This is a genomic window from Microlunatus sp. GCM10028923 (assembly GCF_042666975.1).
Classification (GTDB): domain Bacteria; phylum Actinomycetota; class Actinomycetes; order Propionibacteriales; family Propionibacteriaceae; genus Microlunatus.
The window spans coordinates 101,096-124,239 of the sequence record NZ_JBHTFF010000019.1 but is presented as its reverse complement, the minus strand read 5'-3'; the positions used below and the strand labels follow the sequence as shown (position 1 = coordinate 124,239).

Annotated in this window: 23 protein-coding genes; 11 read left to right on the top strand and 12 right to left on the bottom strand. The window is 70.8% G+C overall.

The window, feature by feature from the left end; translation table 11 throughout:
- Positions 1–65 precede the first annotated feature (65 nt).
- The gene (locus ACFQU4_RS33465) at positions 66–692 is read left to right on the top strand and encodes a helix-turn-helix domain-containing protein (RefSeq protein ID WP_377500600.1); all 627 of its coding nucleotides are present in this window, start codon (positions 66–68) and stop codon (positions 690–692) included.
- Here ACFQU4_RS33465 and ACFQU4_RS33460 read toward each other — a convergent pair.
- Positions 674–1,249, bottom strand: coding sequence for a dihydrofolate reductase family protein (locus ACFQU4_RS33460; RefSeq protein ID WP_377500598.1), 576 nt, complete (start codon positions 1,247–1,249; stop codon positions 674–676). The two genes, ACFQU4_RS33465 and ACFQU4_RS33460, sit on opposite strands and share 19 nt — an antisense overlap.
- Before the next feature lie 177 nt (positions 1,250–1,426).
- Here ACFQU4_RS33460 and dusB point away from each other — a divergent pair, with 177 nt between their 5' ends.
- Together dusB and ACFQU4_RS33450 are read left to right on the top strand one after the other, a co-directional pair.
- On the top strand, positions 1,427–2,575 hold the full coding sequence (gene dusB, locus ACFQU4_RS33455; protein ID WP_377500596.1) for a tRNA dihydrouridine synthase DusB: 1,149 nt from the start codon (positions 1,427–1,429) through the stop codon (positions 2,573–2,575).
- On the top strand, positions 2,568–3,119 hold the full coding sequence (locus tag ACFQU4_RS33450; RefSeq protein WP_377500594.1) for a hypothetical protein: 552 nt from the start codon (positions 2,568–2,570) through the stop codon (positions 3,117–3,119). The genes dusB and ACFQU4_RS33450 overlap by 8 nt, the downstream gene beginning before the upstream one ends.
- Here the strand turns inward: ACFQU4_RS33450 and ACFQU4_RS33445 are convergent.
- Together ACFQU4_RS33445 and ACFQU4_RS33440 are read right to left on the bottom strand one after the other, a co-directional pair.
- Positions 3,106–4,266 carry a hypothetical protein gene (locus tag ACFQU4_RS33445; protein ID WP_377500592.1) on the bottom strand — a complete coding sequence of 387 codons (1,161 nt, stop codon included), beginning with the start codon at positions 4,264–4,266 and terminating at the stop codon, positions 3,106–3,108. The two genes, ACFQU4_RS33450 and ACFQU4_RS33445, sit on opposite strands and share 14 nt — an antisense overlap.
- Positions 4,267–4,310: 44 nt before the next feature.
- Entirely contained in the window at positions 4,311–5,372 is a 1,062-nt protein-coding gene (locus ACFQU4_RS33440; RefSeq protein WP_377500590.1) for an aldo/keto reductase, read from the bottom strand.
- Positions 5,373–5,449: 77 nt separating this feature from the next.
- Here ACFQU4_RS33440 and ACFQU4_RS33435 point away from each other — a divergent pair, with 77 nt between their 5' ends.
- Positions 5,450–6,052: a TetR/AcrR family transcriptional regulator gene (locus tag ACFQU4_RS33435; RefSeq protein WP_377500588.1), complete on the top strand. Its 603-nt coding sequence runs from the start codon at positions 5,450–5,452 to the stop codon at positions 6,050–6,052.
- An 11-nt stretch (positions 6,053–6,063) separates the two neighbouring features.
- Here ACFQU4_RS33435 and ACFQU4_RS33430 read toward each other — a convergent pair whose 3' ends face one another.
- The 3 genes from ACFQU4_RS33430 to pdhA are packed head-to-tail and all read right to left on the bottom strand — an operon-like array spanning position 6,064 to position 9,348.
- Entirely contained in the window at positions 6,064–7,293 is a 1,230-nt protein-coding gene (locus ACFQU4_RS33430) for a dihydrolipoamide acetyltransferase family protein (protein WP_377500586.1), read from the bottom strand.
- 13 nt (positions 7,294–7,306) lie between these two features.
- Positions 7,307–8,296 carry an alpha-ketoacid dehydrogenase subunit beta gene (locus ACFQU4_RS33425; protein ID WP_377500583.1) on the bottom strand — a complete coding sequence of 330 codons (990 nt, stop codon included), beginning with the start codon at positions 8,294–8,296 and terminating at the stop codon, positions 7,307–7,309.
- Positions 8,293–9,348 carry a pyruvate dehydrogenase (acetyl-transferring) E1 component subunit alpha gene (pdhA, locus tag ACFQU4_RS33420; protein ID WP_377500581.1) on the bottom strand — a complete coding sequence of 352 codons (1,056 nt, stop codon included), beginning with the start codon at positions 9,346–9,348 and terminating at the stop codon, positions 8,293–8,295. Before pdhA ends, ACFQU4_RS33425 begins: the two co-directional genes overlap by 4 nt.
- 63 nt (positions 9,349–9,411) lie before the next feature.
- Between pdhA and ACFQU4_RS33415 the strand changes: the two genes are divergently transcribed.
- From ACFQU4_RS33415 to ACFQU4_RS33395, 5 genes are all read left to right on the top strand, one after another.
- On the top strand, positions 9,412–9,999 hold the full coding sequence (locus ACFQU4_RS33415) for a TetR/AcrR family transcriptional regulator (RefSeq protein WP_377500579.1): 588 nt from the start codon (positions 9,412–9,414) through the stop codon (positions 9,997–9,999).
- A gap of 94 nt (positions 10,000–10,093) precedes the next feature.
- Positions 10,094–11,173, top strand: a complete 1,080-nt coding sequence (locus ACFQU4_RS33410) for an HD domain-containing protein (RefSeq protein WP_377500670.1) — start codon at positions 10,094–10,096, stop codon at positions 11,171–11,173.
- An 87-nt stretch (positions 11,174–11,260) separates the two neighbouring features.
- Positions 11,261–12,106 (top strand): sugar phosphate isomerase/epimerase family protein, encoded by an 846-nt coding sequence (locus tag ACFQU4_RS33405; protein ID WP_377500577.1) that lies wholly within the window; start codon positions 11,261–11,263, stop codon positions 12,104–12,106.
- Between the two features lie 188 nt (positions 12,107–12,294).
- Positions 12,295–14,472, top strand: a complete 2,178-nt coding sequence (locus ACFQU4_RS33400; protein ID WP_377500575.1) for an alpha-galactosidase — start codon at positions 12,295–12,297, stop codon at positions 14,470–14,472.
- 7 nt (positions 14,473–14,479) lie between these two features.
- On the top strand, positions 14,480–15,607 hold the full coding sequence (locus ACFQU4_RS33395; protein WP_377500573.1) for an ROK family protein: 1,128 nt from the start codon (positions 14,480–14,482) through the stop codon (positions 15,605–15,607).
- Between the two features lie 4 nt (positions 15,608–15,611).
- Here the strand turns inward: ACFQU4_RS33395 and ACFQU4_RS33390 are convergent, their stop codons facing one another.
- Genes ACFQU4_RS33390 through ACFQU4_RS33380 form a run of 3 tightly spaced genes read right to left on the bottom strand, consistent with a single transcriptional unit; the run spans position 15,612 to position 17,390 of the window.
- Positions 15,612–16,334 carry an ABC transporter permease gene (locus tag ACFQU4_RS33390; protein WP_377500668.1) on the bottom strand — a complete coding sequence of 241 codons (723 nt, stop codon included), beginning with the start codon at positions 16,332–16,334 and terminating at the stop codon, positions 15,612–15,614.
- 35 nt (positions 16,335–16,369) lie between these two features.
- Positions 16,370–17,017, bottom strand: coding sequence for a DUF2461 family protein (locus ACFQU4_RS33385; RefSeq protein ID WP_377500571.1), 648 nt, complete (start codon positions 17,015–17,017; stop codon positions 16,370–16,372).
- A gap of 25 nt (positions 17,018–17,042) precedes the next feature.
- On the bottom strand, positions 17,043–17,390 hold the full coding sequence (locus tag ACFQU4_RS33380) for a hypothetical protein (RefSeq protein ID WP_377500569.1): 348 nt from the start codon (positions 17,388–17,390) through the stop codon (positions 17,043–17,045).
- A gap of 108 nt (positions 17,391–17,498) precedes the next feature.
- On the opposite strand from ACFQU4_RS33380, the gene ACFQU4_RS33375 reads away from it, so the two are divergent.
- Both ACFQU4_RS33375 and ACFQU4_RS33370 read left to right on the top strand, forming a co-directional pair.
- The gene (locus ACFQU4_RS33375) at positions 17,499–18,290 is read left to right on the top strand and encodes a GNAT family N-acetyltransferase (RefSeq protein ID WP_377500567.1); all 792 of its coding nucleotides are present in this window, start codon (positions 17,499–17,501) and stop codon (positions 18,288–18,290) included.
- Between the two features lie 937 nt (positions 18,291–19,227).
- Entirely contained in the window at positions 19,228–20,421 is a 1,194-nt protein-coding gene (locus ACFQU4_RS33370) for a DNA/RNA helicase domain-containing protein (RefSeq protein ID WP_377500565.1), read from the top strand.
- Here the strand turns inward: ACFQU4_RS33370 and ACFQU4_RS33365 are convergent.
- The 3 genes from ACFQU4_RS33365 to ACFQU4_RS33355 all read right to left on the bottom strand — a co-directional run bounded on the left by ACFQU4_RS33365 (position 20,418) and on the right by ACFQU4_RS33355 (position 23,097).
- On the bottom strand, positions 20,418–21,257 hold the full coding sequence (locus ACFQU4_RS33365) for a helix-turn-helix domain-containing protein (protein WP_377500563.1): 840 nt from the start codon (positions 21,255–21,257) through the stop codon (positions 20,418–20,420). The genes ACFQU4_RS33370 and ACFQU4_RS33365 overlap by 4 nt on opposite strands.
- Positions 21,258–21,268: 11 nt before the next feature.
- Complete coding sequence (locus tag ACFQU4_RS33360) at positions 21,269–22,009, bottom strand: phytanoyl-CoA dioxygenase family protein (RefSeq protein WP_377500561.1); 741 nt, start codon at positions 22,007–22,009, stop codon at positions 21,269–21,271.
- A gap of 113 nt (positions 22,010–22,122) precedes the next feature.
- A complete protein-coding gene (locus tag ACFQU4_RS33355; protein WP_377500559.1) occupies positions 22,123–23,097 on the bottom strand; it encodes a LacI family DNA-binding transcriptional regulator in 975 nt (324 codons plus the stop codon).
- Between the last annotated feature and the right edge of the window lie 47 nt (positions 23,098–23,144).

Below are 23,144 nucleotides of genomic sequence, written 5' to 3'. Positions count from 1 at the left end.
CGCGCGCATCCGACTCGCCGTGGATCGCTTCCGTGTGGACCTGCCGGAGCGACCAGGTCTCGGAGATGACGTCGGTCGCCTCCGAGACCTGGGGCCTGGTGTTCTGGGAGCAGCAGGGCCGGCCCCAGGCCGCCGTCGCCGGGCCGGAGAGCCGGACCGGGACCGCGCCGGTGCCCGAGGGTGCCACCTTCGTCGGGATCCAGTTCGCCGTCGGTACCTCGCTCCGCGCGGTGCCCGGGACGGACCTGCTCGACGGCGGCTTGGTGCTGCCCGACCCGAACCGCCGGACGTTCCGGCTGGACGGGGCCCGGTGGCCGACGCCGGGTGCCGACGACGCCGAGGCGCTGGTCGACCGGCTGGTCCGGCGGGGTGTCCTCGAGCGTGACCCGCTGGTCGCGGAGGTGCTGCGGGGCGGCCGGCCGCCGGTCACCGAACGCACCATGGAGCGGCGGTTCCGGGCCTCGACCGGGCTTCGGCAGGGCGCCGTCCGGCAGATCGAACGGGCCCGCGCCGCGGCCGTACTGCTCGGTGAGCGGGTGACCGCCGCCGAGGTCGTCGACAAGCTGGGCTACTACGACGAGCCCCACCTGGCCCGGGCGCTGCGCCGCTACGTGGGCCGGACGGCCGGGCAGCTCCGCGACGGTGCCGGCGGTGCGATCGCGCTCGACGTGGGTCAGCGCACGACGTCGTAGACGAGTTTGGCCACGCCGTTGGCGTAGCTGTCCGCCTCGCGCAGCCGGAGCTTCTGCCGGTCCCGGTCCGTCCGCGGGAACACGCTCTTGCCGGCGCCGAGCAGGACCGGGAAGACGAGCAGGTTGTACCGGTCGATCAGGCCGGCCTCGCCCAGCCGCAGGGCCAGCTCGGGGCTGCCGTGGATGAAGATCGCGCCACCCTCGGACTCCTTCAGCGCCGCGACCTCCTCGGTCGACCGCAGGATCGTGATAGGGCCCCAGCCGTCGACCAGGGCGTCGTCGCCGAGGCTGGACGAGACGACGTACTTCGGCAGCTCCTTGTATGCGGCGTGATCCTCGGAGCCGGGCCAGATCGGGGCGAACGCCTCGTAGCTGCGCCGCCCGAACATCAGCGCGGTCGTGTCCTCGAGCTCCTCACCCTTCAGCGAGTACGCCTCCTCCGAGAACTCGACGTCGAAGACCCACCCGCCGCCGCGATGCCCCTCGGCCGCGTCACCCGGCGAATCCATCACGCCGTCGAGCGACATGAACCCCGTATAGACCAACTCTCGTGCCACCGAATCCTCCTCGAACTCTGGACAGGCCTCGACCCTAGTGTCGAACGCGCTCCCGGGTCTTGGACGAAACCGACGAGGATTCCCGACCCCGGCCCGGGCGATCACCGATTCCCGAGAGAGCCGCCGGGCCCGACGCGTGAATTCAGGGGGAACGGCTGAATCTGGGAGAATCCAGGCATGACCACAGTGACCGACGCGCGATCCGGGCTGCGGCTCGGCCCGCACCTGGTCGAGACGCCGGTCGTGCTCGCGCCGATGGCCGGCATCACCAACGCCGCGTTCCGGCAGCTCTGCCGGGAGCAGGGTGCCGGGCTGTACGTCTGCGAGATGATCACCTCGCGCGGCATCGTCGAGCGGGACCGCAAGACGGTGCAGATGCTGCAGTTCGATCCGGGCGAGCGGATCCGCTCGGTCCAGCTGTACGGGGTCGATCCGACGACGATGGCGCAGGCGGCGGAGATCCTCTGCAACGAGTACGGGGTCGGCCACCTGGACCTGAACTTCGGCTGCCCGGTGCCCAAGGTGACCCGCAAGGGCGGGGGAGCGGCGCTGCCGTACAAGCGGGACCGGCTGGCCGCCATCCTGCGGGCCACGGTCGCGGCCGGTGAGCGCTACGGCGTGCCGGTGACCATGAAGACCCGGATGGGCATCGACGAAGATCATCTCACCTACCTGGACGCCGGCCGGATCGCCGAGGATTCGGGCTGTGCCGCGATCGCGCTGCACGGCCGGACCGCCCGGCAGGCCTACTCCGGCGTCGCCGACTGGGACGCGATCGGCAAGCTCAAGGCAGCGGTGAGCATCCCGGTGCTCGGCAACGGTGACATCTGGGAGGCGGCCGACGCGCTGCGGATGGTCGAGCAGACCGGCGTCGACGGCGTCGTGATCGGCCGCGGCTGCCTGGGCCGGCCCTGGCTGTTCCGTGATCTTGCCGACGCGTTCGCCGGCCGGCCGACCCGGACCCTGCCGCGGCTGGGCGAGGTCGCGATCATGGTCCGGCGGCACGCCGAGCTGCTGGCCGGGCTGAGTGACGAGCGGCACGGGCTGACCGACCTGCGCAAGCACATGGCCTGGTATTTCAAGGGTTTCCCGGTCGGTAGCGAGGTGCGCCGGCAGCTCGGCCTGATCACCAGCTTCGATGATCTTGACCGGGCGCTCGAGCAACTGGATCCGGACCAGGAGTTCCCGGTCGCCGAGCTCGGGCTGCCGCGCGGGCGCCAGGGCTCGCCGCGGGACCGAGTGGCGTTGCCGGAGGGATGGCTGGACGACGCCTCGGGTCGCGATCTCGATCTTGCCGCGGCCGAGATCGGCGTCTCGGGTGGCTGACGGGACGGCCCGTCTCGTCCGCCGGATCCTGATCATCGTCGGCGTCGGCCTCGGCGGTGCGCTGGTCTGGGCGATCATCTTCGGGATGTCGCTCCTCGTCGACGCCGAGGAACCCGAGGACTTCGTCGAACAGGCGACGTTCCGGACCGAGAAGGTCGTCGCGGTCGCCGGGACGGCCACGGACGACGGCTACTGCTCCGAGAGCAAGGATGCCAACGGGGTGACCCAGCGGCACGGCACCTCCTACCGGGTGGACGTCACCTGGACCGGCCGGGACCAGCAGTCGCACAGCGGCGAGATGATCACTTGCGAACCGCCGGCCGCCGGCGCGCCGGTGACGATCTGGGTCACCTCGCGGGACACGGTCTACAACCGTTCACCGCTGGCGATGTACGGGTCGGTCCCGATCGCCGCCGCGATCTGCGCGGCCGGCGCCTGGGCCTGGACCCGGCCGTCGAAGAAGGACCGGCAAGCGGGCCGCACCTCGAAGGGACCGAGCCCGCGGCTGCGCCGGCTGCGGCGGGCCCTGGCTAAGCGTCGCTGACCGCTCCGCGCAGCCGATTCCTGGCCCGGCTGGCGAAGCGGCAGGCCGCGGCGGTGCCGGCCACGACGGCGATCATGAACGCCAGCCAGCCGGTGTTGATCACCGGCAGCACCGCCGGCAGCCCGGCGAGCGCCGGGTACGGGGTCGCACTCAGCCCGTTCAGCGCGAACAGCCACTCGCCGACGACCACGCCGAGCCCGGCCAGCACCAGGCAGAGCCGGCCGGCCGGATCCTCGTCGGCGGGCGCCGGATCGACCGGTCGGGCCGGGTCCACCGGTGCGTCGAGCGACCGGCCGAGCCTGATCAGTCCGGTGATCGCCCGGATCAGCCGCGCCAGCAGGGTGGCCACGGCGGCCACGATGATCATGGTGCCGCCGATGATCACCAGCCAGTCGATCACCGACGCCAGCCAGGTGCCCGGCGCGGCCCGGCGCCGGCCCGAGCCCGGATCCCGGAGCGCCCCGGCGATCAACAGGGCGACGGTGCCGAGAACGTACAGCCAGGGAACGGGATGGAAGCTGGCCCGATCCGGTTGGTTCAGCGTGCTGCGCGGGCTCGACGAGGCCGGCGCCTCGGGGGTCAGGTGTCCGTCCAGCCGCGGTCGTGACCCGGCCTGCCAGCGGCGGCCGGCGAGCACCAGGCAGGGGATGGCGATCACCGCGGCGCCCAGCAGGACGGCAGCGGTGATCACGACCGGGCGGGCACCGTCGAGCTGGTCGAAGGCGACCGCCAGCGTGGTCGGCGCGGCGATGAGCAGAGCGACGGCGGTGATCACCGAGACCTGGTACGGAGCCCGGCTGACCGGTGCCCGCGGGTCCGGCACCACGAGCGCGGCCCCGGGCCGGTCGCCGGCTCTGATCAACAGGCCGGCCAGGGCCAGTTGCTGGGCCGTCCGGGCCGGGCCAAGCACGAGCAGGCCGAGGCCCAGTCCGGCGAGCGTCGGCACCAGCGCCTCGGCGACCAGCCGGGTGGCAGGCCAGCCCGGCGGCAGCACCGCCGGACCCTCCTCGACCAACAGGCCGAACGCCAGCACCAGCAGGAAGCTGATCATGCTCGCCACCGTCGTGGCCTGGGCGAGCCGGAACACGGTGTGGGCGATCATGAACGCGGGGCCGGGCTCGGGTTCGGCCCCCGGCGAAGAGGTCACCGGCTGACTTTAGTGCCGAGAGCCGGTCACGGCACCAGGCTGGCTCAGGCCGGCGACTCCGGGCCGGGGAACAGCGGCGGGGCGAGCCGGGCGAAGCCGGCCTGCCGGTGATAGGGGAAGTGGGGATAGGGCGGCAGCCGATAGCTGACCGCGTCCAGCCGGGCGACGTGTTCCGGGTCCAGGCTCCAGCCGGTGGCGCCGAGATTGTGCCGGAGCTGGTCGGCGTCCCGGGCGCCGATGATCACCGAAGCGACGGTCGGCCGGTTGATCAGCCAGTTCAAGGCGAGCTGGGGGACCGAACGCCCGGTCTCGGCGGCGATCTCGAGCAGGACGTCCACGACGGCATACAGCAGGGCGTCCTCCACCGGCGGGCCGTAGTCGGCGGTGGTGTGCAGCCGGCTCCGCTCCGGCAACGGTTGATCACGGCGGATCCGCCCGGTCAGCCGGCCCCAGGCGAGCGGGCTCCAGACCAGCGCGCCGACCTCTTGATCAAGACCGAGCGGCATCAGCTCGGCCTCGTAGTCGCGGCCGACCAGCGAGTAGTAGACCTGGTGCGCGACGTAGCGGGGCCAACCGTGATCATCGCTGGCGTGCAGCGACTTCACCAGCTGCCAGCCGGCGAAGTTGGAGGCCCCGACGTAGCGGACCTTGCCCTCCTGGACGAGCTGCTGCAGCGTGCTCATCACCTCCTCCACCGGGGTGCCGGCGTCGAACCCGTGCACCTGGAACAGGTCGAGGTGATCGGTGCCCAACCGGCGCAGCGCGGCCTCCACCGCACCGACCAGGCGGGGCCGCGACGTCCCCGCCTCGCCCTCGCCCGGGCCGGTCGGCAGGCCGGCCTTGGTCGAGATCAGCACCTGGTCCCGGCGGCCCCGGATCGCCGCACCGACGATCTCCTCGGACGCGCCGTCGGAGTACACGTCGGCGGTGTCGATCATGATCGCGCCGGCGTCGATTGCGATGCTGATCAGCTCCCTGGCCTCCGCGACCTGGGTGCTGCCCCAGCCGCTGAACAGCGGTCCGCGCCCGCCGAACGTCCCCGCGCCGAAGCTCAGCACCGGGACCCTGAGGCCGGACCGGCCGAGTTGACGGAACTCCATGATCATCCTCCTATTGATACGCTGATCTCATTAGCAGGATGCGTCGGAAGGTCCGGCGGCGACAAACCGGAGTCTCATTAGTCATGGCGAACGCGATGGAACGGCCGGGCGGGCGAACCGCCCGGGTCCGGCGTGCGGTGATGGTGGCGACCGAGGACGTGATCGTCGAACACGGTCCGGCCGGGATCGAGCTCGGCGACATCGCGCGGCGCGCCGGCGTCGGCCGGGCCACGGTCTACCGGCGCTGGCGTACGGCCTCGGGGTTGATCACCGACCTGCTCGCCGACATGGCCGAGCGGTCCGAACCCCGGGCTACGACCGGGCGGCTCGAGATGGACCTGCTGGCCAACGCCCGCCTGGTCCAGCGCACCCTGAACAGCCGGCGGCAGGGCCCGATCTTCCGGGCCGTGATCGCGGCCGCAGCCACCGATCAGGAGTGCGCGACCGCGCTGCGGGACTTCTACCGGTCCCGGCTGCGGACCTGGGCACCCTGCGTCGTGGAGGCGGTGGAACGCGGCGAGGCGCCGGCCGGCACCGATCCGGTCGCGGTGATCACCGCTGTCTCGGCGCCGCTGTACTACCGGCTGCTGCTCTCCGATCAGAGACTCGACCGCGCGGCCGTCGAGCAGGCGGTGGCCGTCACCCTGGCCGGCGTCCGGTCCGGAGCCTTCCGCTCCGAGCGCTGAGCCGGCCGGCGTCAGGACACGGTGATCAACAGCGGATGCTCCAGCAGCCGGGTCAGGGTGCCCAGGAAGCGTGCCGCGTCGGCACCGTCGATGATGCGGTGATCAGCGGTCAGCGTGACGTGCAGCCGGCGTCGGACCACGACGGCGCCGTCCACCACAGCGGGTTCGGGCCGGGCCGATCCCACCGCGAGGATCGCGCCCTCCGGCGGGTTGATGATCGCGGTGAACCGCTCCACGCCGAACATCCCGAGATTGCTCACGGTGAAGGTCCCGTCCGCCAGGTCGGCCGGGGTCAGCGAACGGTCGCCCGCTGCGGCGACCAGTCGCCGGGCCTGGCCGGAGACGGCCGCCAGCGACAGCCGGTCGGCGTCGCGGATCACCGGCACCACGAGCCCGTTCGGGGACGCCACCGCCAGGCCGATGTTGATCTTGTCGTGGAACAGGGTCTGGCCCCGGCCGTCCGCCGCGTACGAGGCGTTGAGCTCCGGATGGGTCCGCAGCGCGACGCCGCAGGCGCGCACGATCAGGTCGGTCACGGTGACGCCGGGCCGGTCGGTGGCCGCGAACTCGGCGTTGATCGTCGCCCGCAGCCCGAGCAGCTCCTCCACGTCGGCCGTGCCGTCCACGGTGAACTGCGGGATCGTCGTCGCCGCCTCGGTCAGCCGGGTCGCGATCGCCTGCCGGACCGGGGACATCGGGACGGCCCGGGTGATCCGCCCGTCGCCGGCCGGACGCGGCGCGGGCTCCGGATCGGCCCGGACGGCCGTAGCCGCTTGTGCCTCCAGGTCGGACCGGACGGTCGCAGCCGCCGGGGCCTCCAGGTCGGCCCGGACGATCCGTCCGTTCGGCCCCGAGCCCGTGATCGCCGACAGGTCGATGCCGCGCTCGCGGGCGAGCCGGCGCACCAGCGGGGTGGCCGGACGTCGTCCCGCTGCTTCCTGGGTGGCGGGTTCCAGGATGGCGGGCCCGTGATCAGTGTTCTCTCCGGTGGCCGGCGGGCTGCCGTCACCGACGTCGAGCCGGGCGATCGGGGAGCCGATCGGTGCGGTGGAACCCTCGCCGACCAAGATCGTCGCGAGGGTGCCGTCCTGGTACGCCTCGTGCTCCATCACGGCCTTGTCGGTCTCGATCTCGACCAGCACGTCCCCGCGGGCGACCGGATCGCCGGGCTGCTTGCGCCACGTCGCGATCAGGCCCTCCTCCATGGTGTCGGACAGCCGGGGCATCGGAATGTCGATCATGATGGGTCCTCTCTCAGCGGCCGCGCGCGGCCAGGGTCTGCCGGATCGCGGTGATTACGTCGGCCGCGGACGGTAGCGCGGCGGTCTCCAGCGGCTTCGCGTACGGCAACGGCACCTCGGACATGGCGACCCGGCGGACCGGCGCGTCGAGCCAGTCGAAGGCACCCTCCGCCACGGTGGCCGCGATCTCGGCGCCGATCCCGTAGCTGAGCCAGTCGTCCTCCACCACCACGGCGCAGTTGGTCCGGCGGACCGAGTTGATGATCGTTTCCCGGTCCAGCGGCCGCAGGCTGCGCAGGTCGATCACCTCGGCGTCGATGCCGTCGGTCTCGGCCAGCTGTTCGGCCACCTGGAGCGCGACCGCGGCCATCCGGGAGTAGCCGATCACCGTGATGTCGGTGCCCGGCCGGGTCACCGCGGCCCGCCCGATCTCAGCCGGTACGTCCTCGTCGGGCACCTCGCCCTTCGTGTTGTAGAGCGCGAGATTCTCCAGGAACAGCACCGGATCGTCGTCGCGGACCGCCGCCAGCAGCAGGGCCTTGGCGTCGGCCGGGGTGCTCGGCGCCACCACCTTCATCCCCGGTACGAACGCGTAGTACAACTCGATGTTCTGCGAGTGCGTCGCCCCCAGCTGCTGGCCGCCGCCGCCCGGGGTTCGGATCACCAGCGGGACCCTGGCCTGGCCGCCGAACATCCCGTAGATCTTGGCGGCGTGGTTGACGATCTGGTCCAGGGCGAGCAGGGAGAAGTTGATCGTCATGATCTCGACGACCGGACGGAGTCCCAGCATGGCGGCGCCGATCGCGGCACCGGTGAATCCCTCCTCGGCGATCGGGGTGTCCCGGACCCGTTTCGGCCCGAACTCGGACAGCAGCCCGGCCGTGATCTTGTACGACCCCTCGAAGTGACCGATCTCCTCGCCGATCAGGAAGACCTGGTCGTCGCGCAGCAGTTCCGAACGCAGGGCGTCGTGCAGGGCCTGCCGGTAGCTGATCATGCTCATCGGACGGCTCCCCACAGCGGCTCGGCGGGCAGCCGGCGCAACTCGTTCGGCACCGGGGTCGCGTAGGTGTGGTCGAACAACGTGTCGACCGCCGGGGCCGGGCTGGCCTCGGCGAAGGCGACCGCCTCGGCGACGATCGCGTCCTGTTCGGCCTGGATCGCCTGGTCCGTCTCGTCGTCGAGCAGTCCTTGATCACGGAGCCGGGCGGCGAAGGCGGCGACCGGGTCGCCGGCCCGCACCGCGTCGGCCTCGGCCGTGCTCCGGTAGCGCGCGGGATCGACCACCGAGTGGCCCTTCAGCCGCCCGGACACGGTCTCCAACAGATAGGGCTGCCCGGAGCGGGCGCTGTCCAGGGCGACCCGCATCGCCTCGCAGACGGCCACCGGGTCGTTGCCGTCGACCCGCGCGGACGGCATCCGGTACCCGGCGGCGCGGCGGTACAGCTCGGGCTCGGCCGAGGCCTGCTCCACCGTGGTGCCCATGCCGAGCCCGTTGTTGATCACCAGGTAGACGACCGGAAGGCGCCACAGGGCCGCCAGATTGAGCGATTCGTGGAAGGCGCCGATGTTGGTCGTGCCGTCGCCCAGCTGGCAGAGCACCGCCTCGGGCCCGCCCCGGTAGTCGATCGCGAGCGCGGCGCCGGTCGCCAGCGGCAGCTGCCCGCCGACGATCCCGTACCCGCCCATGAAGCGGGCCTCGGCGTCGAACAGGTGCATCGAGCCGCCCCAGCCGCCGGACACCCCGTCGACGCGGCCGTACAGCTCGGCCATGATCCGGCCCGGCGCGATGCCGCGAGCCAGCGCATAGCCGTGTTCGCGGTAGTTGGTGAACACATAGTCACCGGGCTCCAGCGCGGCCAGTGCGCCCACGATCGTCGCCTCCTCGCCGAGATTGAGGTGGCAGTAGCCGCCGATCTCGGCCTCCGTGTACGACCGCGCCGCCCGCTCCTCGAAGCGGCGGATCAGCACCATCTGTCGATACCAGGTCACCAGGTGTCGATCATCGGTCCCCGTCTGCGGGGCGGCCTGGGTCAACTCGGACATGATCACCATCCCTTAATGATACGTACTGCGTTTCATTATAGGATGGGGCTCCGACGGGAGGAGAATGCACCGATGGGTACGGATCGGACCGCCGCCCGCAAACGCGGTCGGCCGACAGGTGTCGAGCGGGAGCGCCGGCGTGACGAGATCATCGACGCGGCCGTCGCCCTGTTCGTCGAGCACGGGTATCAGGGGGTGTCGCTGGACGACATCGCGGCCTCCGCCCAGGTGACGAAACGCACGATCTACGCCTACATCGGCGACCGCTCCGAGATCTTCGTCGCCGCGGTCGAGCGGCTGCGCCTGCGCACCCTGCAGCGCGCGGCCGGGCCGGACGACACCCTCGAGTCGCTCGCCGTCGAGATCGTCGGCGCGCTGCACTCCGACGAGGGCGTCGGCCTGCACCGGCTGATGATCACGGAGGCGAGCCGCTTCGATGATCTTGCCGCGCGGTTCTATGCCGACGGCCCGGAGGCCTACATCGCCGCGCTCCGGTCCCGGCTGCCCCAGCCGAGCCGGGAGCGGGCCGCCGCCCTGTTCACCCTGCTGCTCGGCGAACGGCACCGGCAGCGGCTGCTCGGGCTGCGTCCCGCGCCGACGGCGCGACAGGCCCGCGAGCAGGCCCGGACCGCCCTCCGGCTCCTCGGCCTCGGCGCCTGACGGGCTCGGCGACCGGGTCGCCGGGCCGACTCGTTACGCTCGGCGGGTGAGCGATCCCGAGATCACCGCGCGCGCCCGGGCCTGGGCCGAAACCATGGCCGGTCATGATCAGAACGGCGTCGTACGGGCCCATCAAGACTCCGCAGTGGAACTGCGGCCGGCACCGCTGGTCAACCGGGAACTGCGGGAGGAACGGGAGCGGCTGCTGCTGCGGCCCGGCGCGACCGTCGCCGAGGGCGCCGGGCACCGGGCCCGGCCGGAGCAGCCGGATCCGGAACGGACCTGTTTCGAACGGGACCGGGACCGGATCGTCCACTCGGCCGCGTTCCGCCGGCTGGCCGGCAAGACCCAGGTCGTGGTCCACCCGACCGACCACCAGCGGACCCGGCTCACCCACGCCATCGAGGTGGCCCAGGTGGCGACCTCGATCGCCCGGTCGGCCGGGGTCAACGTGACGCTGGCCGACGCGATCGCGCTCGGGCACGACTGTGGGCACGGCCCGGGCGGGCACGCCAGCGAGGATGCCTTCGACGCCTTCATCCCGGAGGGTTACGACCACGGGCCGTGGGGTGCGGACGTCGTGCTGTCCGGGCTCAACCTGTGCCAGGAGACGCTGGACGGGATCCGCAACCATTCCTGGTCCCGGCCGGCGCCGGGCACCGTCGAGGGCGAGATCGTCAGCTGGGCGGACCGGATCGCCTACTGCGCCCACGACCTCGAGGACGCGATCCACGCCGGCATCGTCACCCTGGACGACGTACCGGCTCAGGTCGCCGAGGTCGCCGGCCGGACCCGGCGCGAGCAGTTGGGGACATTCATCCGGGCGGTCGCCGACACGATCGACCGGTACGGGACGGTGGGCATGGAGCCCGCCGAGGCGGCCGCGCTCGCCGAGTTGCGCAACTTCAACTACGAGCGGATCTACGTCCGGCCGGCGTCCCGGGAGCAGTCCCGGGCGGTGATCGAGGTGCTGCACGCGCTGGTCGAGCACTACACGGCGCACCCGGAGTCGATGCCGGAGCCGCCGGACGACGATGCCGGCACCGAGACCGCGGTCCGGGCCGCCGTGACGTACGTGGCCGGCATGACGGACCGGTACGCCTTCTCGTCCGCGGTCACCGAACTGGGCTGGGATCCGGACCGGCTGCCGCAGGGGATCGACCACGGCGAGTGATCACCGGAGCGTGATCATCCGTTCGGTGGGTGGAAGATCGGGCGCCCCGGAGCAGCGCCGCCGAGCCGTGCTCCTACGATGATGATCATGTTCTCGAACCTGAGCGCGGGCGCTCTCGGACTGTCCCTCGACCATCCCACCGCCATCGACCTCGCCGGGAAACACGGCTTCGGCGGCGTCGATCCCGATCTCGGGTTCCTGCGAAGTCTCGACGGTACGGCAGCGATCGCCGAACACGCGGCGGCCGTCCGGGAGCGTGGCCTGAGCTGGGGGATCAGCGGGCTGCCGGTGCCGCTGACCGCGCCGGCCGAGGAGTTCCGGGCCGCCCTGGCCGACCTGCCGGCGACCCTCGCCCTGCTCAGCGCGGCCGGCGTGACGTCGGTCGGCACCTGGCTGCGGCCGATGCACGACGACCTCAACTACCGGCGCAACTGGGTGCTGCACGTGAGCCGGCTCAACCTGGTCGGCGAACTGCTCGCCGACGCCGGCCTCCGGCTCGGCCTGGAGTACATCGGGCCGAAGACGTTCTGGTCAACCGAACGCTTCCCGTTCCTGCACTCGCTCGGCGAGGCGCGGGAACTGATCGCCGAGGTGGGCCGGCCCAACATCGGCCTGATCCTGGACACCTACCACTGGTACACCGCCGGTGAGTCCGCGGCCGACCTGGCCGGGCTGACCGACGCCGACATCGTCTCGGTCGACATCAACGACGCCCGGGACGACCGGGAGCGCGACGAGCAGCAGGACCTGGATCGCCGGCTGCCCGGCAGCACCGGCGTGATCGACCTGGCCGGCTTCATGACGGCGGTACGGGCCGCCGGCTACACCGGTCCGGTCAAGGTCGAGCCGTTCATGAAGTCGCTGGCCGAACAGCCGGTCGACGACGTGCTGGCCGACGTGTCCCAGCGGCTCCGGGACGCGATCAACACCTGACCCAGCAACCCCACTTCACCAACTTTCCTGGCTCTTCCCGCGCGATACTTCTCGCGGGAAGAGCCAGTTTTTCACGTAACGTGAAAAACTGATTCAGGAGGGAGAATAACTTTCACAATGAAAGTAAAGAGGCGTTAGGGTTTGGGCAGGGCGGAACGTTCCGCCGCGAGGTCGAGCCGAGGAGAGCCGTGCCGGAACACGTCGATTGCCTGATCCACCTGCGCACCGAGGCGGTCTCGGTGATCATCGACGGCTCGGCGGGCCGGCTGCCGGGGATCGCCTACTGGGGCGCCGATCTCGGTGAGCTGACTCCCGCCGACGTGACCGCCGTGATCGCCGGCGGGGCGAGGGCCGGTGCGCTCGCGGACCAGGGAGTTCCGACCGGCGCGGCGCTGCTGCCGGAGCTGTGGACCACCTGGACCGGCCGGCCCGGGCTGAGCGGTTCGCGGAACGGCCGGGACTGGTCGCCGAAGTTCACCACCACCGGGATCACCGTCGACGGCGACGTCACCGAGCACGGCTCCGTGATCATCGGCGGAGCTGCGAGCGTCCAGTTCCGGGCCGCCGATCCCGCCGCGGGGCTGGAGCTGGTGATCACCGTCGAGCTGATCACGGGCGGGTTGCTGCGCAGCCGGGCCGAGGTGATCAACACCGGCGCGGAGCCGTACCAGCTGGACGATCTCGTGCTGGCGTACCCGGTGCCGGAACGGGCCCGGGAGATCCTCGACTTCGCCGGCCGCTGGGCCAAGGAACGCACCCCGCAGCGACGCGAGCTCACTGTGGGCACCCATCTGCGCGAGGGCCGCCGTGGCCGGACCGGGGCCGACGCGGCCACGGTGCTGCAGGTCGGGACGCCGGGCTTCGGGTTCGCCGACGGCGAGATCTGGGGCGTCCACGTGGCCTGGAGCGGCAACCACACCCATTACGCGGAACGGATCGCCACCGGCGAGCAGGTGGTCGGCGGCGGCGAGTTGCTGCTGCCCGGTGAGCTCCGGCTCTCGGGCAGCGAGTCCTACGCCAGCCCTTGGCTGTACGGCAGCTACGGCGTCGGCCTGGATCAGGTCGCGCGCCGGTTCCACCGCTACCTGCGCAGCCGTGATCAGCATCCCGATCGCGACCGGCCGGTGACGCTGAACGTCTGGGAGGCGGTCTATTTCGATCATGACACCGACCGGCTGATCGACCTGGCCGAGCGGGCCGCGGCCCTGGGTGTCGAGCGGTACGTGCTCGACGACGGCTGGTTCGGCGCGCGCCGCAACGATCATGCCGGCCTCGGCGACTGGACCGTGTCGCCGGACGTCTGGCCGGAGGGGCTGCATCCGCTGGTGAACCGGGTCCGCGAACTCGGCATGGAGTTCGGCCTCTGGTTCGAACCGGAGATGATCAACCTCGACTCCGACGTCGCCCGGGCCCATCCGGAATGGGTGATGGCGACCGGGGATCGGCTGCCGGTGGAGCACCGGCAGCAGCAGGTGATCAATCTCGGCATCCCCGAGTGCTACGCCTACCTGCGGGACGCGATCGGCGCGCTGCTCGACGAGTACCCGATCGGCTACATCAAGTGGGATCACAACCGGGACCTGATCGATTCCGGTACGGCCCCGGACGGCCGGCCCGGCGTGCACGCGCAGACCGCGGCCGTGTATCGACTGATCGACGAACTCAAGGCCGCCCATCCGGGCCTGGAGATCGAGTCCTGCTCGTCCGGCGGTGCCCGGGTCGATCTCGGCATCCTGGAGCGGACCGACCGGGTCTGGGTCTCGGACTGCATCGACCCGCTGGAACGGCAGCAGATGAACCGGTGGACCACCCAGCTGATCCCGCCGGAGCTGATGGGTTCGCACGTCGCCTCGGGCCGCTCGCACACCACCAGCCGCCGGCACGACCTCTCGTTCCGGGCCGGCACCGCGGTCTTCGGCCACTTCGGCATCGAGTGGGACCTGGCCGAGGCGACCGAGGCCGAACTGGCCGAGCTCGGCGGCTGGATCGACTTCTTCAAGGCCGAACGCGGACTGCTGCTCGGCGGCGACCTGGTCCGGATCGACTACCCGGACGAGAGCATCCACGCGCACGGTGTGGTGGCCCCGGACCGCCGCACGGCGATCTTCGCGGTCGCGGCGGTCGGTCGCTCGGAGGTGGAGTCGGTCGGCCGGATCCCGTTGCGTGGTTTGGATCCCGACCTTCGCTACCGGGTCGAGCCGGTGATGGTCGATCCGGCAGCCGTCGGCCGCGCTCGCGACCCCTGGTTCACGCCGACGCCGGCACCGCTGCCCGGCTCGGTCCTGATCGGCGGCGGCCTGCGGGTCTCCGACCTGCGCCCGGAGCACGTCGTCCTGGTCCGCGTCGAAGCGGTCGAGGCGAGTTGACGGGCCGATGACTGCTGCGCCGCGGCTGGACAAGACCGCGCAGAGCGTTGCTCTGGCGGTGCTCCGGCACGGGCCGATCGCCCGCGCCGAACTGGCCCGGCGGCTCGGCCTGTCCAGCCCCTCGCTGACCCGGCTGACCAAAGAGTTGATCAAGGCCCGGCTGATCCGGGAACGGCCGGCCGAGCAGCGTGCCGCGACCGGCCGTCCCTCGCTGCCGCTGGAGATCAACGGCGAAGCCGCCCAGTTCATCGGGATCAAGATCGTCGCCGGCACCGCGTACGGCGTCGTCACCGATCTCCGCGGTACCGTGCTGGACCGGCGCCGGATCGGCAGCCGGGCCAGGGTTCCGAGCAGTTTCCTCGGCCGGGTCGTGGAGTTGATCACCGACTTGCGGGCCGAGTATCCGCGGGTCAGCGGGGTGGGTGTCGGGATCGGCGGTCCGGTGCTGGACGGCAGCGTCGTCCAATATGCGCACTTCCTCGGCTGGGGCGAGGTCGACGTCGGCGCGATCCTGTCCGCTGCGGTCGGGCTGCCCGTCACGGTGCACAACGACGTCAAGGCGCTGACCCTGGCCCAGCACTGGTTCGGGGCCGGGCGCGGCTGCCGGTCCCTGGTCGTGATCACCGTCGGGGTCGGCTTCGGCTGCGGTCTGGTGATCAACGACGCCCTGGTCGACGGCGACCGCGGGATCTCCGGCGAGATCGGGCACTGGCAGTTGCTCGCCGACGGGCCGGAATGCGGCCTGGGCCACCGCGGCTGCGCGTCGGTCCTGCTGACCTCCTCCGCGCTGGCCCAGCTGGCCGGCCAGGCCGCCGGGACCACCTTCACCTTCGCCGAATTCCTCCGGCTGGCCAGGGAGGGCGATCCGACGGTCGGCATGGTGCTCGACACCTCCGCGTACCAGCTGGGGCTGTTGGTCGCCCGGATCGCCGACCTTGTCGCCCCGGAACGGATCGTCCTCTGCGGCGACGGTGTCGAGTTCGCCATGATCGGCGCGGAGGCCGTCTGGAACGGTTTGCGTGATCATCGCAGCATGGTCGCCGAGGAGGACGATCTGATCATGGAGGAGCTCGACTTCTACGACTGGGCCCGCGGCGGCGCCGCGCTCGCCATCTGTCGCTATCTGGTCGGCTGACCCCTTACGGTACGAGAGCGGCGCGCAGTTCCTTCGGCAGTAGCAGTCCGGCCCGGATCAGCCGGTCGCCGACGACTACGCAGATCGTCTGCGCGGTGAGCAGTCCGATCAGCACGATGAGTTGTGCGGCGCCGGCCTGGAGCGGGGTACCGCCGCCGAGCAGCACGCCGACGAACGCGCCCGGCAGTGTCACCAGCCCGACCGTGCGGGTCTGGTCCAGTCCCGGCACCAGGGCCTCGATCCGGTGCCGCTCGGTGACCTCGGCGATCGCCGCCGGCCGGGGCAGCCCGATCGACAGCGCCGCCTCGTACAGTCCATGATCATCCCGCAGCGCCCCGAACAGCCGCCGCCCGAGCAGGCTGTTCGCGGTCATCGTGCCGCCGATGATGATCCCGGCCATCGGCACCAGCGACGGCCCGTTCCACGGCACCGTGCCGGACAGGAAGATCACCGCCAGCACCGGGACCACTCCGCACCCGATCGCCACCGCCGCCCACGGCCAGGCCCGCGGCGCCCCGATCCGGCGGGCCGAGGTGCCGACCGCAACGCCGAACATCACCAGCGCGAAGATCAGCGACCAGGCCAGGTGGCTCAGCACCGCCGTGATGATCAAGGAGACCAGCGCGAGCTGGACCACCGCCCGGCCCGCCGCAATCGCCAACTGCCCCCGAGCCGCCAGCCGCCCGAAGGTTGCCACGGCCAGGGCCAGCCCGACCAAGATCACCACGGCGATCGCCAGCCGCAGCAGGTCGGGTGAAGTCGTCACAGCCCGACGATAGGGCAGCCGGTGACGTGCGAGACGAACCAGGAGGTGAGGGGCCGCAACCGCTGCACCGCGGCGGCGACGTGATCAAGGGCCTCGGCCGTGTGCAGCCAGTCCTCGGAGCCCAGCGGGAACTCCGTGGTCAGGGAGCGGAGCCGGAGCAGATCCGCCCGCGGGTGATCGGCGGGAATGCCCCGAGGCAACCGCGTCATCGGACCGCCGATCAGCGAGCGGAAGGGTTCCGGGAGCTCCGCCAGAAGCTCGGCGAGTTCCGCTCCGCGGGAATCGTCCGCGACCGCCGCCCGGAAGCGCTGCAGCTGGGCCGGTTCGGCGGGCCACCAGTTGGCGCTCAGGCACAGCCCGTCCAGGTCGAACGTCAGCCCGACGGTGACGTTCCGGGCCAGGCGGATCGCCGCGAGCTGGTGCTGCCACCGCCCGAAGTGCGGGGACACGAACCCCTCGACCGTGAAGTCGTCGCAGGTCTCGTCCAGATCGGCGAGATCCTGCAGCAGTGCGATCATCGGCCGGCGGACCAGCCGCTCGCGATCCCTCCGGCAGCGCTGACGTACCGCCGCGGGAGGGTCGCCGTCGAGTTCCAGCAAGACGTCGTACGCCGTCGTCGGCCAGCCCGTGAACCGCCGCTCCATTCCCGCAATCCTGCCCGACCTCCGATCAGCCGATCAGATAGGCCAGACCCGCGCCCGCCTCCACCATGCGTGCCGTGAACTTCCGGGCGTCGTCCAGATAGTGCGTGACGTAGCCGTAGTCGTCCGGCCGTGCTCCCGGTAGCCGCCGCAGCATCATGCGGACGTCGCCGCGGTCGATCAGGGCAAGATCGCGAGCGACCTCGCCGACCTCCGCCGGGTCGAGCACGCGCGTCCACGGGATCCAGGCGATCCGGTCGTCGTACACGGGCGTCACGTTCCCCTCGAACAGCCGGTAGGCGGGTCGCGACGGCCCGCCGAAGTCGGGCCGGGTCAGCGACTGGAGATAGCTCCAGCATTTGTCCAGATACAGCATCGTCGGCCTCTCCTCGGCCGGTCCCGCAGCCGATCAAGAAAATCTGTGGACAACGAAATTCGGGGCCCGCCGGCTGTGGACAAGGGCGCGGTACGGGATGCTGATCGGATGAGCGACGCCACCGAACTGGACCGGGCGATCGAGGTCTTCGTCCGCGGCTTCGCCTGCACGCGCAGCCGGACCTACCCCTATCTCGCCGAACGGGTCGGCGGCGGCTGGGTGCTGCGGGACGCGCTGCGCCGCGACCCGATCAAGTACCGCCGCGAGGAGTGGGTCGGTCGCGGACTGGCCCCGGCGGACCTGGTCCGGCTGGCCGAGCAGCACGCCCGCGGCCGGTACGCGCTCTGTGTGGTCCGCGCCGACGGCGAGGATCCGGCGCCGATCCGGGACGCCTACCGCGAACTGGGGTTCCGGCTCGGCGGCGCCGAACCGTTCCTGCAGCACCGGCTGGCCGACCTGCCGGACCCGGACCGGTCGATCGAGGTCGAGCGGGTCGACACGCCCGACCAGGCCGAACGGCTGCTGGCGGCCGGCGGTCCCCGGCTGCCCAAGCAGGCCTTCGCGGAGGACGGGCAGTTCCGGCAGTACCAGGCGGTCCTGGACGGCGAGCCGGTCGGCTGGGTCGCCAGCGTCGAGGTGCCGGCGCCCGACCGGCCGTCGTCCTGGTGCTCGCAGATGTTCGTCGTGCCGACCCACCGCCGGCGCGGCATCGGCCGCGCCCTGCTGGCCCGGATGCTCCGGGACGATCGCGACCGCGGACTGCGCCGCTCGGTGCTGAGCGCCAGCCAGGCCGGCGCCTACCTCTACCCGACGGTCGGCTACGAACGGCTGGGCGAGCTGCTCAACTACACCGCGATCCGCCGAGCCCATCCCCGGGTCGACGGTCTGCAGCGCAGCTGACATGGACTTCAGCCGCAAGGGTTGAGTAACGGCGAACGACGCTGGTCCATCCGACTTGACCAGCGTCGAGCGTTGTCATGGTGTGGCCCGACGGCGCGGGATTCCTCCGGACGATCTGCGGTACGTACCGGGCGATCACGCCCGCTCCCGATAGACTCACGGAAGTCATCGCGGCTCGACGAGCTTCCGTCTCGGACATGCTCCCCGTCGCACGAAATTTCGTGCTGCCCAAGGGGATCGTCCGTTGTACGCCTATCGCCAATCCGTTCGTGGACTGTCGATCGCCGAGTCAGTAGTCAGTGAGTACATCGCTCAGGGGGTACAGCGAAACGCAGGTCATCGCCCGACTTCGGGAGAAATCCGCTCATGGACGATGAGCTTGCCAGCGCTGCGCGCTGACCTTGTGTCAGCCGGTCTCGATGACGTCGAGATGCTGTTCGAATACCAGCTTCCGCTCAGCAGTAAACGGGCCGACGTTGTGCTCGTCGGCGAGCACCCGCGCGGTGGTCCGTCGTACCTAGTTGTCGAGCTTAAGCAGTGGAGTAGTGCGACTCTGTATGAGGACAGCGACTCTCTTGTCTGCATACCCCAATACGGCACCCGCCCGCTCGTCCACCCATCCGTACAAGTGCGAGGCTACTGCGACTACCTTGCCGACTTCGTGGCCGTACTGCAAGAGAACCCGGATTCGCTCGCTGGCGCTGCCTACCTGCACAATGCGACAGAACTAGATGTGGCCCAACTCCGCAGGTCGCCCGCTGACACTCGAAGTCGCCTATTCACGGGTCAAGGAAGGGGTGAATTCGTCGAATTCCTTCGAAGTAGATTCACCTCAACGGGTAACGGTGGACAGTATGCTGACCAGCTGCTCGAGAGTCGAGTCGGTCCCTCCAAGCAGCTCCTTGCTATCGCAGCCGAGGAAGTGCAGCGTCGGGAAATGTTCACGCTGCTCGACGAGCAACGGACAGCCTACGAGTACGTATTGCACGACGTGAGTAGGGCGCGGCGCGCAAACAAGAAGACAGCAGTTGTGGTTACCGGCGGCCCGGGCAGCGGCAAGAGCGTGATCGCGCTGTCGCTTCTCGGTGACTTGTCCCGGCAGGGCCGGAGCGTTGTGCACGCAACTGGTTCGCAGTCGTTCACCAAGACCCTGCGTAGGGTTGCCGGTGCCAGGTCAACCAGAACACAGCGACTATTCATGTACTTCAACTCATTCATGAATGCCGAGCCGAATGAGCTCGACTGCTTGATTCTTGACGAGGCTCATCGGATCCGTTCGACTTCCGCGAATCGATACACCAGCAGGTCGCAACGCGACATCGCGCGGCCGCAGGTTCAGGAGTTACTCTCGGCGTCCCGAGTTCCAGTGTTCCTCTTGGATCAGTACCAGGTTGTGCGCCCAGGGGAGGTGGGAACTGTCGATATCATTATCGCCGCGGCGAAGGATGAAGGTATCGACGTCGAAGTGATCAAGCTCGATGATCAGTTCCGGTGTGGTGGGTCGAAGATCTACATATCCTGGGTGCTGGGCCTTCTCGGGCTTGATCATGGCGAGGCGGCACCTTGGCGTGGCGACAATCGGTTCGAATTGGACGTCGCGGATTCACCGGACGAAATGGAGTCGCGGCTTCAGGCATGGCGCAGTCAGGGCTACGGCGCGCGGATGGCGGCGGGCTATTGCTGGCCTTGGAGTGATCCTCGTGGGGATGGAACGCTCGTGAATGACGTGGTCATCGGATCCTGGACGAGACCGTGGAATCTCAAGGGTGATCGATCCATAGGAGGAGCCCCGGCTTCGCCTTACTGGGCCACTGATCCTGCTGGCTTTGGCCAGGTGGGTTGTGTATACACCGCCCAGGGCTTCGAGTACGACTACGCAGGGGTCATCCTGGGACCCGACCTTGTTTGGCGAGCCGACCGATGGGTTACCAACCGGGATGCGAGCAAGGATCCGGCATTCCGCAGTCGCAAGACGGTCAGTGATTCGGAGTTCGATCGGCTCGTTCGGCATGTCTACAAGGTTCTGCTCACGCGTGGGCTTCGGGGCGCGCTGCTGTACTCCACGGACCCGGAAACCCAGTCCTTTCTGACCGGCCTGACCCGATCGACCCGGCGGTTGGCGTCGACCTAGGGGCCGGCGGACAGCTCGGCCCGGGCGGTGGCCCGGTAGCGGGACGGCGGGGTGCCTTCGGCGGCGGTGAAGACGCGGGAGAAGTAGAAGGCGTCGCCGAAGCCGGCCCGGCGGGCGACGACGGAGACCGGGAGGTCGGTCTCCTGGAGCAGGCGGCGGGCGACGCCGATCCGGAACCGCTGGACGAAGCGGGACGGGGACTGGCCGGTGGCACGCCGGAACAGCCGGCGCAGCAATTCCGGGCTGACGTGGGCCGCCGCGGCCAGGTCCCGGGTGGAGAGGTCCCGGTCGTAGTGGCGGCGCAGGTGGTCGATCGCCGCGGTCACCTCGGGCGGATGGGCTTCCCCGGACGGGTCGGTGATCACCGCGTCCGCCTCGAGCCGGGCCAGCCGGCCGACGGCGTCGGTCAGCGCGGCGTTGGCGATCATGGCGCTGCCGGGCCTGGGCCGGGCCAGCTCGGCCGCCGCGTCGCGTACGCCGGCGACGATCCGGTCCCAGCCCCGGCCGCGTACGTTGATCATGAGCGTCGGTGGCCAGAGGTCGAGCCGGTGCTCGCCGCGGTCGTACGCCATGAAGTGGGCCACGTGGGTGCGCAGCGGCGGCTCGCCGTACCAGGCCTGCTGGGAGATCTGCGGCGGGATCATGATCACCGAGCGGGGCCCGGCCCGGACCGGGTCGAGCCCGCCCAGCCGGAACTCGCACACCCCGCCGGTGATCACCCAGAGCTGATAGTGCGGCAGGGATCGTGGGGCCAGCCGCCAGTTCGGCGAGCAGTCGAAGAACGCCGCGGCATGGGCGATCAGCGAGATGCCGCTGCCGTCGTCCGCCGACCCCACGACGCCCCGGGTCAGCCGGCCACGACCGGGTAGTCGGGCCGCGGCCCGTCGCCGGTGTAGCCGTGTTCGGCGCCGAAGTAGCTCATGGTGATCGCCCGCCGGGGCCGCCCCGACGTGTTGGCGGCGGTGCCGTGCACGACCAGGCTGTGGAAGAACAGCCCGGAACCGCGCCGCATCGGCACCGGGACCACCGCGTCCAGGTCGTAGTGCGTCGACGGGATCACGAAGTCGTCCTGGGTGTGCTCGTGCGGCAGGCCGCCGCCGCTGTGACTGCCTGGTACGACGAGCATGCAGCCGTTGTCCAGGGTCGCGTCGTCGAGCGGCAGCCAGCAGGACCACAGCGACATCGGCTGGATCGGCCAGTACGGCGAGTCCTGGTGGAATCCCTTCTCCGAGCCCACCTTGCCCGGCTTCATCAGCGCGTCCGCCCGGAACAGCCTGAGCTGATCACCGAGCACGGCCTGGACTCGTTCCACGATCGCGGGCCGGGTGATCATCTTCTCCCGGACCAGGTCGTCGGCCCAGAGCCCGCTGATCTTGCGGATGTCCTGCCCGGGCTCGACCTGCTGGCCGGTCCGGGCCAGCGCGGGCTCCTGCTGCAGCGACAGGCCGTCCGGCACGGCACGGTCCTGGCGGGCGTAGTCGAGCAGGCGCTCGCCGATCTCGTCGCACTCGGCGGGGGAGAGCAGGTCCTCGACCAGCAGGTAGCCCTGCTCCCGTACCCGCGGGTCGTGGACGTCTGTGACGGTCATCGTCGATCAACTCCTTGTCCGTAAGGCTTTCACGATCGAGCCTGACAGCCGGCCGGCGTCCGCGACATGGACAGCACAGCACAAATCCTGGACTTTCCCGCTGCCGGCATCGCTCAGCCGCGAATGATCAATTCGGGCGCGACGCGGATCCGGAGCCGCCCGCCGCCGTCGCCGGCCAGCCGGGCGAACAGGGTCTCCGCGGCGGCCCGGCCCATCCCGTCCACGTCCTGGCCGACCACGGTCAGGCCGCCGTGCACGAGGTCAGCGAGCGGGAAGTCGTCGAAGCCGACCACCGCCAGCGGCTCGGCCGCACGCAGGGCCCGGGCGACGGCCATCGCCGACAGCGAGCTGGCGGCCAGCAGCGCAGTGGGCGGCGCCGGCGAGGCCCGCCAGTGATCAAGCTGCCGGCGCAGCGGGCCGGCCTGCTGGACCCGCTGGAAGATGATCTTGGGGTCCGCCTCGATCCCGGCCGCCGCCAGCCCGTCCCGGTAGCCGGCCAGCCGCTCGCGCTGGGTGAACAGCTCCGGCGGGTCGCCGACGAAGGCGATCCGGCGGTGGCCGCGGTCGGCCAGCAGCCGTACGGCCTGCTCGGCGCCGCGGTGGTTGTCGCAGAGCACGGTGTCGGTCTCGACGCCCTCGATCGGGCGGTCCACACAGACCACGGGGAGCGAGTCGGCGAGCCGGAGCAGGAACCGGCTGCCGGTGCCGGTCGGCCAGAGCACCAGCCCGTCCACCTGGCGGGCCAGCAGGGATTCGATCACCGCCCGCTCCCGGTCCGGGTCGTTCCCGGTCAACGACACGGTCAGCGCCGAGTCGTGATCATGGGCGACGGTCGCGATCGCCCGGGCGAGGCGGGCCTGGACCGGTTCGGCGATGTCGACGCAGACGTACCCGATCGATCGGCTCACCTTGCGCCGCAGCACCCGCGCGGCGGCGTTCGGCCGGTAGTCGAGGGTACGGATCGCGGCCCGGACCCGGGCCCGCATGGCGTCGCTCACCGCGCGTTCGCCGTTGATCACCCGGGACACGGTCTTGACCGCGACGCCGGCCTCGCGGGCCACGTCGTGGATCGTCGGCCGATGCACCATCCGCACTCCCTCCCGTACCGATCACATCATGACATCGTTGTCAGCCC